This window comes from Streptomyces populi, assembly GCF_002911015.1.
GTDB lineage: Bacteria > Actinomycetota > Actinomycetes > Streptomycetales > Streptomycetaceae > Streptomyces > Streptomyces populi.
Genome location: NZ_KZ627009.1, coordinates 1 through 13,162 on the forward strand (window position 1 = coordinate 1; position 13,162 = coordinate 13,162).

General features: G+C 71.2%; 11 protein-coding genes. 5 read left to right on the forward strand and 6 right to left on the reverse strand.

Annotated features, from left to right (window positions below; genetic code table 11):
* Positions 1-98: 98 nt before the first annotated feature.
* The 3 genes from CW362_RS40245 to CW362_RS40255 all read right to left on the reverse strand — a co-directional run bounded on the left by CW362_RS40245 (position 99) and on the right by CW362_RS40255 (position 3,237).
* A complete protein-coding gene (locus CW362_RS40245) occupies positions 99-923 on the reverse strand; it encodes a thioredoxin domain-containing protein (protein WP_103554543.1) in 825 nt (274 codons plus the stop codon).
* Positions 924-1,094: 171 nt separating this feature from the next.
* Positions 1,095-1,781 carry a hypothetical protein gene (locus CW362_RS40250; protein ID WP_103554544.1) on the reverse strand — a complete coding sequence of 229 codons (687 nt, stop codon included), beginning with the start codon at positions 1,779-1,781 and terminating at the stop codon, positions 1,095-1,097.
* 124 nt (positions 1,782-1,905) lie between these two features.
* Positions 1,906-3,237, reverse strand: a complete 1,332-nt coding sequence (locus CW362_RS40255; RefSeq protein WP_103554545.1) for a DUF2252 domain-containing protein — start codon at positions 3,235-3,237, stop codon at positions 1,906-1,908.
* 266 nt (positions 3,238-3,503) lie between these two features.
* On the opposite strand from CW362_RS40255, the gene dnaE reads away from it, so the two are divergent.
* Complete coding sequence (dnaE, locus tag CW362_RS40260) at positions 3,504-7,043, forward strand: DNA polymerase III subunit alpha (protein ID WP_103554546.1); 3,540 nt, start codon at positions 3,504-3,506, stop codon at positions 7,041-7,043.
* Positions 7,044-7,170: 127 nt separating this feature from the next.
* On the opposite strand, the gene CW362_RS40265 is transcribed toward dnaE, so the two are convergent.
* Positions 7,171-7,350: a hypothetical protein gene (locus CW362_RS40265; RefSeq protein ID WP_103554547.1), complete on the reverse strand. Its 180-nt coding sequence runs from the start codon at positions 7,348-7,350 to the stop codon at positions 7,171-7,173.
* Positions 7,351-7,574: 224 nt separating this feature from the next.
* Between CW362_RS40265 and CW362_RS40270 the strand changes: the two genes are divergently transcribed.
* The 4 genes from CW362_RS40270 to CW362_RS40285 all read left to right on the forward strand — a co-directional run bounded on the left by CW362_RS40270 (position 7,575) and on the right by CW362_RS40285 (position 11,563).
* Positions 7,575-8,792, forward strand: coding sequence for an NYN domain-containing protein (locus tag CW362_RS40270; protein WP_103554548.1), 1,218 nt, complete (start codon positions 7,575-7,577; stop codon positions 8,790-8,792).
* Between the two features lie 149 nt (positions 8,793-8,941).
* Complete coding sequence (locus CW362_RS40275; RefSeq protein ID WP_103554549.1) at positions 8,942-9,916, forward strand: ABC transporter ATP-binding protein; 975 nt, start codon at positions 8,942-8,944, stop codon at positions 9,914-9,916.
* Between the two features lie 89 nt (positions 9,917-10,005).
* Positions 10,006-10,827, forward strand: a complete 822-nt coding sequence (locus CW362_RS40280; protein WP_162684395.1) for an ABC transporter permease — start codon at positions 10,006-10,008, stop codon at positions 10,825-10,827.
* Between the two features lie 34 nt (positions 10,828-10,861).
* The gene (locus tag CW362_RS40285) at positions 10,862-11,563 is read left to right on the forward strand and encodes an AAA family ATPase (protein WP_103554551.1); all 702 of its coding nucleotides are present in this window, start codon (positions 10,862-10,864) and stop codon (positions 11,561-11,563) included.
* Positions 11,564-11,952: 389 nt separating this feature from the next.
* Here CW362_RS40285 and ybaK read toward each other — a convergent pair whose 3' ends face one another.
* Positions 11,953-12,450: a Cys-tRNA(Pro) deacylase gene (gene ybaK / locus CW362_RS40290; protein WP_103554552.1), complete on the reverse strand. Its 498-nt coding sequence runs from the start codon at positions 12,448-12,450 to the stop codon at positions 11,953-11,955.
* A gap of 17 nt (positions 12,451-12,467) precedes the next feature.
* On the reverse strand, positions 12,468-13,162 hold a 695-nt coding region (locus CW362_RS40295; protein ID WP_103554553.1), incomplete at its 5' end, for an LON peptidase substrate-binding domain-containing protein.

Sequence of the window (13,162 nt, forward strand, 5' to 3'; positions counted from 1 at the left end):
GAGGCGTAATCGCCTGACCTTTGAGCCGTAAGTCGAACGGGAAGTGTCCCGGGCCTGCTTCAGGCCCGGGACACTTCCCGTTTCGGTGGGCTGCGGAACTAGGAGTTGAGAGCCTTCTCCACTGCGGTATTGAAGTCGGCGACCGACATGGGGGGATTCTTGCCGTCACTGCCGGTGACAATCTTGCCGTCCATGAGCAGCGTCGGGGTCCCCTGGAAACCGTACTTCTTTCCGTCCGTGTTGAACCTGTCGCCCATCACGAGGGCCCACTTGTCGTAGGTCCCCTTCTTCACGGCATTCTGGAACGCCGTGTTGTTCTTGAGGGCGCTCACCGTGTTCGCCACCTTGATCAGGTAGTCGTCGCTCTTGAACTTGTCGTCCTGCTCCTCCGGGTGGTACTTCGCCGAGTAGAGAGCGCTCTTGTATTCGAGGAAGGCCTCGGGGCTGACGTTCAGGGCCGCGCCCAGCGCACTCAGCGCGTTCTTGGAGCCCTCGCCCGGGATGTTGTTGTCGATGAACGTGGCGCCGACGTACTGGATCTTGAACTTGCCGGCATCGAGATCCTTCTTGGCCGTCGGGCCGACCGCCTGCTCGAACTGGGCGCAGACCGGGCAACGCGGGTCCTCGTACATCACGAGGGTCTTCTTGGCGGTGCTCTTCCCGATGACGACGGTCGTACCGTCCGTCCCCGTGCTGTTGGCCGGCTTGACCAGCTTCTGCTTCTTCACCGCGTCCCAGCCGCTGGGCTTGTTGAGCTGGGTGACGGCGTAGCCGATGCCGCCGGCCACCGCCAGCACGGCCACGATCGAGCCGGCCACGATGACCTGCCGCTTGGTCTTGTCGCGCTTGGCCTGGCGCTCGCGCTCCGCGCGCAGCCTCTCGCGCGCCGCCGTCTTGGCCGCCTGGCTGTTCCGCTTGCTCATAGTGGTGTTCTCCATCGGGGACGCGCACACGTGTACGCGGAATACGTAAGGGGGACTGCTGGTGCTCAGGGCTGCCCGGGGAACGTCCGTCCGCGCGGTCGCCCGGAAGCGATGACCGGTGAGCCGCGGCCCGGGACGGTCGGCCCGGGGCCGTCGCCCGTGCGGGACGGCTCAGGCGGTGGCGGCAGGGCGGGGAGGTCCGCGTCGTCCGAGGGAGTGCACGAACAGGAGGGTCCGGGCGGCGGCCGGCCGGTGCGCGGTGCGCGGCAGCGGCCGCGCCGGGGCGGCCGGCGCGGTCACCGCGGCGACCGCGAGCAGCAGCGGCCGGAAGGTGGAGGCGGCGGCCGCGCGCAGGAACTGGTCCAGGGCGCGCTCGCCCCGGCGCAGCCACGCGGCCGCGAGCAGACCGACGGCGACGTGCGCGCCGAGCAGCAGCCAGGACGCGGCCGGATCGGTGTGCGCGAGCAGGGCGGCGGCACGGTCGGGGGCGCCGCCGGTCACCCGGGACAGCGGGGTCCCCACGCTGCCGCCACCGCACAGCACGTCGAGGCCGACCGAGCGCAGCGGGCCCGCGACCGGGCCGCCCGCCCGGCCGTAACAGGCGTGCTGGCCCGTCGTGAACACGGTGTCGGCGGCCAGCTCCAGCGGGACGAGCAGGGCGGCGATGTGGCCGAAGCCCCGCTCGCGGCCCGCGAGCGCGAAGGCGAGGGCGAAGACGGCGGCGCCGATCGCGGCCACGGTGGTGAGCGGCAGCGGCACCTGGGACAGCAGCACGTGCGACGCGGCGGAGAGCGTCACGACGACAGCCGTGAACACCGCCGCGCGTACGGCTCTGAGCTGGATCCCGGATATCTCCATGGCGGAGGTGAGTCTCCCACGTGCTCCCGTAAGCGCTCCCTAAAGGGGGCCTGTGCGTTACGGGAGCGTTGTGGCGAACGACACTCCGGCCGCGGGGTGCGGTCCCGCGGCCGGCCGTGCGCCCTTACAGGCCCAGACCCGGGATCCGTCCGTTGCGGAACAGGTCCACGAAGATCTGGTGGTCGGCGCGGGCGCGGGCGCCGTAGTCGTGGGCGAAGTCCACCAGGAGGTCGGCGAAGCCGTCCTCGTCGGCCGCGATGGCCGCGTCGATGGCCCGCTCCGTGGAGAACGGCACCAGGGACTCGCCGGACTGGTCGTCCGCCGCCGCGTGCATCGTGGCGGTGGCCCGGCCGAGATCGGCGACGACCGAGGCGATCTCCTCGAGGTCGTCGATGTCACTCCAGTCCAGGTCCACCGCGTACGGCGAGACCTCGGCGACCAGCTGGCCCGCTCCGTCCAGCTCGGTCCAGCCCAGCCACGGGTCGGCGTGCGCCTGCAGGGCGCGCTGCGAGATCACCGTGCGGTGGCCCTCGTGCCGGAAGTAGCCGCGGATCGCCGGGTCCGTGACGTGCCGGGAGACGGCCGGGGTCTGGGCCTGCTTGATGTAGATCACCACATCGTTCTCCAGGGCGTCGCTGTTGCCCTCGAGGAGGATGTTGTACGACGGCAGGCCGGCCGAGCCGATGCCGATGCCGCGGCGGCCCACGACGTCCTTCACGCGGTACGAGTCCGGGCGGGCCAGCGAGGACTCCGGGAGCGTCTCCAGATAGCCGTCGAAGGCCGCGAGGACCTTGTACCGGGTGGCGGCGTCCAGCTCGATGGAGCCGCCGCCCGGCGCGAAGCGGCGCTCGAAGTCACGGATCTCGGTCATCGACTCCAGGAGCCCGAAACGGGTCAGCGAGCGGGCGTCGCGCAGCGCGTCCAGGAGCGGGCCCTCGGCGGTGTCCAGCGTGAAGGGCGGCACCTCGTCGCTCTTGGCGCCGGTGGCCAGCGCGCGGACGCGCTCGCGGTAGGCGGCCGCGTACACCCGCACCAGCTCGGTGATCTGCCCGTCGCTGAGCGCCTTCGCGTAGCCGATGAGGGCCACGGAGGCGGCGAAGCGCTTGAGGTCCCAGGTGAACGGGCCGACGTAGGCCTCGTCGAAGTCGTTCACGTTGAAGATCAGACGGCCCTGGGAGTCCATGTACGTGCCGAAGTTCTCGGCGTGCAGGTCGCCGTGGATCCACACGCGCGAGGTGCGCTCGTCCAGGTACGGGCCGCCCCGCCGGTCCTGGTCGAGGTCGTGGTAGAAGAGCGCCGCGGTGCCGCGGTAGAACGCGAAGGCGGAGGCCGCCATCTTGCGGAACTTCACGCGGAACGCGGCCGGGTCGGCGGCCAGGAGCTCGCCGAAGGCGGTGTCGAAGACGGCGAGGATCTGCTCGCCGCGTTGCTCGGCGCTGAGCTGCGGGACCGACATCGCTGGGTGCCTCCTGGTGCAGGTGGTGCGTGACATGACGGGACGGGCGCGCCGCCCCGGGGACAGGGTCCGTCCACTTCCAACGGACGAACATACGTGGGAGTGCCCGGGGCCCGGCGGCGGACGTCCACCCCCGGAGAGCACGCCCCCGTACGACGGTACGGATGATCCTCCGCCGAGTGTCGGTTCCGCGTCATAGACTTCGGGGCTGACCCCCCAGACTGTCCGCAGCCTGTAACCGATGGTTCTTCCTGGAGGCCGAAACCGTGTCGAAGCCGCCGTTCACGCACCTGCACGTCCACACCCAGTACTCGCTGCTGGACGGTGCCGCGCGGCTCAAGGACATGTTCGACGCGTGCAACGAGATGGGCATGACCCACATCGCGATGAGCGACCACGGCAACCTCCACGGGGCCTATGACTTCTTCCACACGGCGAAGAAGGCCGGCGTCACGCCGATCATCGGCATCGAGGCGTACGTCGCCCCCGAGTCGCGGCGCAACAAGCGCAAGATCCAGTGGGGCCAGCCGCACCAGAAGCGGGACGACGTGTCCGGTTCGGGCGGTTACACGCACAAGACGATCTGGGCGGCGAACCGGACGGGCCTGCACAACCTCTTCAAGCTCTCCTCGGACGCGTACGCCGAGGGCTGGCTCCAGAAGTGGCCCCGGATGGACAAGGAGACGATCTCCCAGTGGTCGGAGGGGCTCATCGCCTCCACCGGCTGTCCCTCCGGCGAGCTCCAGACCAGGCTGCGCCTCGGCCAGTTCGACGAGGCCCTGAAGTCGGCCGCCGAGTACCAGGACATCTTCGGCAAGGACCGCTACTTCCTGGAGTTGATGGACCACGGCATCGAGATCGAGCACCGGGTCCGTGACGGCCTGCTGGAGATCGGCAAGAAGCTCGGCATCCCGCCGCTGGTGACGAACGACTCGCACTACACCTACGCGCACGAGGCCACCGCGCACGACGCCCTGCTGTGCATCCAGACCGGCAAGAACCTCTCCGACCCCGACCGCTTCAAGTTCGACGGCACCGGCTACTACCTGAAGTCCACGGACGAGATGTACGCCGTCGACTCCTCGGACGCCTGGCAGGAGGGCTGCGCGAACACCCTCCTGGTGGCCGAGCAGATCGACACCACCGGCATGTTCGAGGCGAAGAACCTCATGCCGAAGTTCGACATCCCCGACGGCTACACCGAGGTCACCTGGTTCCGGGCGGAGACCATGCGCGGCATGGAGCGCCGCTTCCCCGGCGGCATCCCGGAAGACCGGATGAAGCAGGTCGAGTACGAGATGGACACCATCATCTCGATGGGGTTCCCGGGCTACTTCCTCGTGGTCGCCGACTTCATCATGTGGGCCAAGAAGCAGGGCATCGCGGTCGGCCCCGGCCGAGGCTCCGCGGCCGGCTCGATCGTCGCCTACGCCATGGGCATCACCGACCTCGACCCCATCCCGCACGGCCTGATCTTCGAGCGGTTCCTCAACCCCGAGCGCATCTCGATGCCCGACGTCGACATCGACTTCGACGAGCGTCGGCGCGTCGAGGTGATCAGGTACGTGACCGAGAAGTACGGCGCCGACAAGGTCGCCATGATCGGCACCTACGGCAAGATCAAGGCCAAGAACGCGATCAAGGACTCCGCGCGCGTGCTGGGCTACCCGTACGCGATGGGCGACCGGCTCACCAAGGCGATGCCCGCCGACGTCCTGGGCAAGGGCATCGACCTCGACGGCATCACCAACCCCTCGCACCCGCGGTACAACGAGGCGGGCGAGATCCGCGGGATGTACGAGAACGAGCCGGACGTGAAGAAGGTCATCGACACCGCCAAGGGCGTCGAGGGCCTGGTCCGGCAGATGGGCGTGCACGCCGCCGGCGTGATCATGTCCAGCGAGCCCATCGTCGACCACGCCCCGATCTGGGTGCGGCACACCGACGGCGTGACCATCACCCAGTGGGACTACCCCCAGTGCGAGTCGCTGGGCCTGCTCAAGATGGACTTCCTGGGTCTGCGCAACCTCACGATCATGGACGACGCCGTCAAGATGGTGAAGGCCAACAAGGGCGTCGACCTCGACCTGCTGGCGCTGCCGCTGGACGATCCGAAGACCTTCGAACTGCTCTGCCGCGGTGACACCCTCGGCGTCTTCCAGTTCGACGGCGGCCCGATGCGCTCGCTGCTCCGCCAGATGCAGCCCGACAACTTCGAGGACATCTCCGCCGTCTCGGCCCTGTACCGGCCGGGCCCGATGGGCATGAACTCGCACATCAACTACGCGGAGCGCAAGAACGGCCGCCAGGAGATCACGCCGATCCACCCGGAGCTGGAGAAGCCCCTCGAAGAGGTCCTGGCCGTCACCTACGGCCTGATCGTCTACCAGGAGCAGGTCCAGAAGGCCGCCCAGATCATCGCCGGGTACTCGCTCGGCGAGGCCGACATCCTGCGCCGCGTGATGGGCAAGAAGAAGCCCGAGGAGCTGGCGAAGAACTTCGTCCTCTTCCAGGAGGGCGCCCGCAAGAACGACTACAGCGACGAGGCCATCCAGGCCCTGTGGGACGTGCTGGTCCCCTTCGCCGGCTACGCCTTCAACAAGGCCCACTCCGCCGCGTACGGACTCGTCTCGTACTGGACCGCCTACCTGAAGGCGAACTACCCGGCCGAGTACATGGCCGGGCTGCTCACCTCGGTCAAGGACGACAAGGACAAGTCGGCCGTCTACCTCAACGAGTGCCGGCGCATGGGCATCAAGGTGCTGCCGCCCGACGTGAACGAGTCCGAGCAGAACTTCGCCGCCCAGGGCGACGACGTGATCCTCTTCGGCCTCTCGGCCGTCCGCAACGTCGGCACGAACGTGGTGGAATCGATCATCCGCAGCCGCAAGGCCAAGGGGAAGTACGGCTCCTTCCCCGACTACCTCGACAAGGTCGAGGCGGTCGCCTGCAACAAGCGCACCACGGAATCGCTGATCAAGGCGGGCGCGTTCGACACGATGGGGCACACCCGCAAGGGCCTCACCGCGCAGTTCGAGCCGATGATCGACAACGTGGTGGCGGTCAAGCGCAAGGAGGCCGAGGGCCAGTTCGACCTCTTCGGCGGCATGGGGGACGAGGACACCAGCGAGCCCGGCTTCGGGCTCGACGTGGAGTTCACCACCGACGAGTGGGACAAGGCCTACCTCCTCGCCCAGGAGCGGGAGATGCTCGGCCTGTACGTCTCCGACCACCCGCTCTTCGGTCTGGAGCACGTCCTGTCCGACAAGGCGGACGCGGGCATCTCCCAGCTGACCGGCGGCGAGCACGCGGACGGCGCGGTCGTCACGATCGGCGGCATCATCTCGGGCCTCCAGCGCAAGATGACCAAGCAGGGCAACGCCTGGGCGATCGCCACCGTGGAGGACCTCGCGGGCTCCATGGAGTGCATGTTCTTCCCCGCGACCTACCAACTGGTGTCGACCCAGCTGGTCGAGGACGCGGTCGTCTTCGTCAAGGGCCGCCTCGACAAGCGCGAGGACGTGCCCCGGCTCGTGGCGATGGAACTCCAGGTCCCGGACCTGTCGAACGCGGGCACCAACGCGCCCGTGATCCTCACCATCCCGGCGCTCAAGGTGACTCCGCCGATGGTCAGCCGTCTCGGCGAGATCCTCAGCCACCACAAGGGTGAGAGCGAGGTCCGCATCAGGCTCCAGGGCCCGAGCAAGACCACGGTGCTGCGGCTCGACCGCCACCGGGTGAAGCCGGACCCGGCGCTCTTCGGCGACCTGAAGGTGCTGCTCGGCCCGTCCTGCCTGGCCGGCTGACGCCGTACGGCCCGGCGGAGGGCGTCGGGGCCCGCCGACGCGGACACGCAGAAGCGCCGAGGGGCGCATCCGGTACCGGATGCGCCCCTCGGCGTGTTCCTGGGCCTCGACGGCCCGCGTGGCGGCCTCAGTTGTGGCCGAAACGCCTCTGATGCTTACGGGCAACATCAGCGGGGCTGCCCTGGGCCTGCGACATCGGCGACTGCTGTGCCTGCGCCGACGACCGCTGGGCCTGCTCCTGCGCACGCTCGGCCTGCGAGGAGCGGTCCTGATGGCCGCCCTGCTTGCGATTCTTGTTCTTGGCCATGGTGATCTGCCTCCTGAGGGTGATCTAGGGGCCAGGGCCGCGACCAGATTCACATAGGCTGACAAGTGGCGCATTTCGTAGAATTACTGTGCGTAATAAGACTTCTCGGCAGGTGTTCCTACGATCCGCCACGCCGAAGATCGAGTTCCGGCCGTTAACCTCCGCGCGGTCGGGCAGACTCCAAGGAAGCCCGAAGCAAACCTCCCGGAAAGAGGGTGGATCGCGTGGACCGCTGCATCGTCCTGGTGGACGCCGGGTATCTGCTCGGGGCCGCCGCCAGCCTCCTCGCCGGGGAGCCGTCGCGATCCCGGATCACCGTCGACCACACCGCCCTCATCCAGGGCCTGCGCGAGCGCGCCGAGTCCGACACCGAGCGGCCCCTGCTGCGCATCTACTGGTTCGACGGCGCCCCCGACCGCGTACCGCAGCCCGAGCACCGCAGGCTGCGCGTGATGCCACGGGTGACGGTGCGCCTGGGTGCGCTGACCCGCAGCGACGGGCGGTGGGCGCAGAAGGGCGTGGACGCCGCCATGCACGCCGAGCTCACCGAGCTGGCGCGCAACCGCGCCTGCTCCGACGTCGTCCTCGTGACCGGCGACGGGGACCTGCTGCCGGGCATGATGGCCGCCAAGGAACACGGCGTGGCCGTCCACCTGTGGGCCGTGCAGGCCGCGGACGGCGACTACAACCAGTCCGAGGACCTGGTGGCCGAGGCCGACGAGCGGCGGGTCCTCGACCGTGCCTGGATCACCAAGGCGGTCCGCGCCAAGGAGGTCGGCGGGATCTGCGCCCCGCCGCCGGTGCCGCGTCCCGAGATCGCCGCGATCCTCTCCGCGCCGCTGCCCGAGTCGGCGCTCGCCGCCGCGGCCGAGCGCTCCGTCCAGGAGACCGAGCACCACCAGGCGGCCGAACCGCAGAACGGTTCCGCGGAGCGGGTCCCCGCCCCCAAGGGGGTACCCACCCCGAAGGACCTGGCCGCGCTCCGCGGACCGGGCACCCAGCCCGCCCCGCACCCCGCGAACGCGACGCTGCGCTGGTCCTCGGACAAGGGCTGGGTCGACCGGCCGGGCACCGCCGCGGAGTCCCCCGAGGCCGCAGCGCTGCCCACGCTCGCCCAGCTCACCTCCGCGGAGCAGCGGTGGGCGGACCGCGAGGAGGACATCACCACGGTCGGCGGCGACCCCTACGAGGTCGGACAGGTCTTCGCGCGCCGCTGGATGGGACGCCTGACCGACCCGGCCCACCTGCAGAAGCTGTCGGCGATGTATCCGCGGGTCCCCCACCGGGTGGACGGCGAACTGCTGCGCTACGCGGCCCGCTTCGGTCTGCTCGCGCACAAGGACGACCAGATCGACGAGCACGACCGCTACGCGATCCGGGCCGGATTCTGGCGGGAGATCGATGTGCGCACGGCGACGGAGCACGCCCCGGCCGGAGAGTGATCCGAGGCCGCCGGAGGGGGGTCGCACAGTCCTTCGTCCGGCGTCCGCCACGGCCCCGGGCGCATAACAGGGCATCGGACCACGTACTCTCGTCCTTCGTGAGTACGAGCACGGCACAGGCGGCCCCGACGGGACACAGGGGCGATGTCGTGTGCGCCGTGCGAGGTCTCACCAAGACCTATCCGGCCGTCCGCGGCCGCCGCGGCACCCCGGCGGCGCCCGAGGTCAGGGCCACCGACGGGGTAGGGCTGGACATCCGCCGTGGCGAGGTCTTCGGGCTGCTCGGGCCGAACGGCGCCGGCAAGTCCACCCTCGTGCGCCAGCTGACCGGGCTGATGCGTCCCGACAGCGGCAGCGTCCAGATCCTCGGCCACGACATCGTGCGCCACCCCGAGCGGGCGGCCCGCCTCCTGGCCTACCTCGGGCAGGAGTCCACCGCCCTGGACGAACTGACCGTGTCCCTCGCCGCCGAGACGACCGGACGGCTGCGCGGGCTCGACCTGGGCACGGCGCGGGCCGAACGGGACGCCGTCCTCGACGAACTGGGCCTGACCGAACTCGCCTCCCGCCCGCTGAAGAAGCTCTCCGGCGGACAGCGCAGGCTCGCCTGCTTCGCCACGGCGCTCGTCGGGCGGCGCCCGCTGCTGGTCCTCGACGAGCCCACCACCGGCATGGACCCCGTCGCCCGGCGCGCCGTGTGGGCCGCCGTGGACCGGCGCCGCGCGGAACAGGGCACCACGGTCCTGCTCGTCACCCACAACGTCATCGAGGCCGAGACGGTCCTCGACCGGGTCGCCGTCCTCGACCGGGGACGGGTCATCGCCTGCGACACCCCGGCCGGGCTCAAGGAACAGGTGGCGGGCGAGGTCCGGGTCGAACTCGTCTGGCGCGAGAACGCCCCGCTGCACGTCCCCGAGGTCGCGGCGCTGCGCGCACGCGCCGTCGAGTCGGGCCGCCGCTGGACGCTGCGGCTCGCGCCCGAGGAGGCCCGCGCGGCGGTGGCCACGGTCACCGGCGGGGCGGCCTTCGCCGCGCTCGACGACTTCACGCTGGCCACGCCGAGCCTGGAGGACGTGTACCTGGCGCTCGGCGGCCACGCGACGCAGGGACTGGTGAAGGCGTGAGCGCCCGGGGCGTGGAATCCGTACGGGACAGGGGCGTCGTGCGGGTGTGGAATCCGGACGGCCGCCGGAGCGAAGGGGAGCAGTTCGACGTGAGTGCCGTACCCGCGGGAGTCCTGCCGGGCGGCGCGCTGCCCCTGGCCGAGGACGCCGGCGCGGCCGCGGAACTGGGACCGCGTGCGCGGCTGTGGCCCTCGCTGGCCGCCGTGTACCGGGCGCAGCTCTCCCGCGCCCGCGTCGCCCGGATCCCGCTGCTGTTCGTGGCCACCTTCCAGTCCCTCGGCATCATGATCATGATGCGTGGGGTGGTGGACGGCGGCGCCGAGGCGCGTGCGGTGGTGGCCGGGTCCACGGTCCTGGTCGTCGCCTTCGTCGCCCTCAACCTGCTCGCGCAGTACTTCGGGCAGTTGCGGGCGAGCGGCGGGCTCGACCACTACGCGACGCTGCCGGTGCCGCCGGCGGCCGTGGTGCTCGGGGCCGCGGCCGCGTACGCGTCCTTCACGGTGCCCGGCACCCTCGTCACCGCCGTCTTCGGGTGTCTGCTCTTCGGGCTGCCGCTGGCCCACCTGTGGGTGCTGGCCGCGGTCGTCCCGCTCGCGGGCGCGGCCCTCGCCGGGCTCGGGGCCGCGTTCGGGCTGCTCGCGCCGCGGCCCGAGCTCGCCACCCTGCTCGGCCAGATGGGCATGTCCGCGGCCCTGCTGCTGGGCGTCCTGCCGGCGGACCGGATGCCGGAGGCGGTGCGGTACCTCCGGGACCTGCTGCCCTCGACCTACGGGGTCGAGGCCTTCGCCCGTACCTTCGGGGCGCGTCCCGACTGGGCCGCCGTCCTCGGTGATCTGGCCGTCTGTGCCGGAGTCGGGGCGGTCTCGCTGGCGCTGGCGGCCTGGGCGTACCGCAGGGCGGCCGTCCGGTGACGCGGCCGCCGGCGGGGCCTGGCACGATGGCAGGGTGACCGCTCCGCTGACTCCACCTCCGCCCCCGCACGAACAGTCCCCCGAGGACCGGCGGCAACCGCACCCCGACTGGGGGACCCTTCCCGCTCCCGGCCCCGCGGGTCACCCCGTGTACCCGGGCGCGTACGAGGTCTCCTACGGACAGGACGGGCCCGGGATGAAGACCGAAGTGCGGGAGGCGGCCGTGATCACGGTCGCCCTCGCCCTCGCGGGTGCTCTGCTCGGGGTCCTCTGGTCGTGGCTGGCTCCGCACGTGCCGCTGGTCGCGGACGCCACCGCGGTGTACATCAAGGACACCGAGGGGGAGCAGGCGATCGGCGTCGACGGAACCTTCACCCTGCTCGCGCTGGGCTTCGGGGCGCTGAGCGCCCTGGTGGTGTTCCTCGTACGACGGCGTGGCGGCGTGCCCCTGGTGATCGCGCTGGCCCTGGGGGGTCTGCTCGGATCGCTGCTCGCCTGGCGGGTCGGGATCTGGCTCGGTCCCACGCAGGACGTGGTCGCGCACGCCAAGGCCGTGGGCAAGGGCGTCACGTTCTCCGCGCCGCTGAAGCTCGGGGCCAAGGGCGCGCTGCTGGCGTGGTCCCTGAGTGCCCTGGTGGTCCACCTCGGCCTCATGGCCCTGTTCGGCCCCCGGGACCCCGACCCGTACCAGCAGCACCCCTACCCGGCCACGCCGCCGGGGCCTCCGGCCGCGTAGGACCCGCCGGACGGCTCGCGAAGGAGTCGGGGCCGGCCGGACGCCGGGAGACCGGCTGTCCGGCCGGCCCTTCGCTGTGTGCGTGGCTCACGGGTGCGGGGTGTGGGTCACGCGGGACGGCGGCCGTGGTTGGAGCGGCCCTTCTTGATGCGCCACTTGCGTTTCCGCGTCTTCTTCGACATGCCATTCGTGCTTAACCGAGGAACGGGCATCCGTCGAGGGGCCGCGCAGGCCACGCCGGCCGCCGCCGTCGGGAGACCGCCGTCGGGGCGACGGGCGCTCACGCCGAGCCGGCGCCGGCGGTACGGCGAGGGCCGGCTGCCGGGCGCCCGCGGCACGACGGACGCCGGTGCCGGACGTCGGCGGTGCGGCCCGTGCCCGGCGGCCGGTCACGTCCGTCCGACGGGCGCGGACACCGCCTCCGTGAGCTTCGAGAGGTCGGCGGGGGAGAGCTCGACCTCCAGGCCGCGGCGGCCCGCCGAGACGCAGATCGTGGCGTGTCCGGAGGCCGAGGAGTCCAGCACGGTGCGGAGCTTCCTGCGCTGGCCGAGGGGCGAGATGCCGCCCCGGACGTACCCCGTCGTGCGCTCGGCCGCCGCCGGGTCGGCCATCGCCGCCCGCTTGCCGCCCACCGCCGTGGCGAGGGCCTTGAGGTCGAGGGAGCCCGCCACCGGGACCACCGCGACCACGAGCGCGCCGTCCACGTCCGCCACCAGGGTCTTGAAGACCCGCTCCGGCGACACGCCCATCGCCTCGGCCGCCTCCTCGCCGTAGGACGGGTGGGAGGGGTCGTGCTCGTAGGCGTGGACGGTGAACGGGACGCCCGCCTCCGTCAGCGCCACCGTGGCCGGTGTGCCGCCGGACTGCTTCTTCGCCTTCTTGGCCATCGGTCCACTCGCAAACGTCAGTTCAGGCTCGTCGGGCCGCGCGTCAGGTCCGACGCGGGCAACGACGGCAGGTTACGGATGATGGCCGTCTCGGCGCGCAGCACCTTCAGCTCCTCGCGCAGCCGGGAGGCCGTGTCGGGAGCCTGGAGCAGCCGCTGTCTGGCGGGGACGTCCAGCATCACGGCGGCGGCGACGAGATAGGAGACGACCGCCGGTTCGTCCGGCAGGTCCGCGCCGGTCGACAGCGAACGCTCGCGCGCTCCGGCCAGCCGCTTCTGGTACTGGCGGAAAGCCCGCAGGACACCCTCGGCGAGCGCCCCGGCCTCGTCGCCCGGGTCCTCCGGCAGTTCCTCCAGCTCCGCCGTCAGGAACGCCCCCGAGGCGTCCACCGACAGCAGCCTGACCCGTGTCGTGCCGGTCGCCAGCACCTCGAAGCTGCCGTCGGCGCGCTCCCGGATGGTGGCCGCGTCCGCGACGCAGCCCACCTCGTGGAAGGCCTTGAGGGGATCGTCACCGAAGCCGGCGGCGGGCCCGCGGTCGGGCACGGCGGTCGCGTCGGGCATGCCGGGCGCGCTGGGCGAGACCTCATGGCCGTCGCGGATGGCGACGACGGCGAATCGGCGGGATTCGTCCTCGGGCGTCTTGAGCAGCTCGCGCATCATGGCGCGATAGCGCTCCTCGAACACGTTCAGAGGAAGCACGAGCCCGGGGA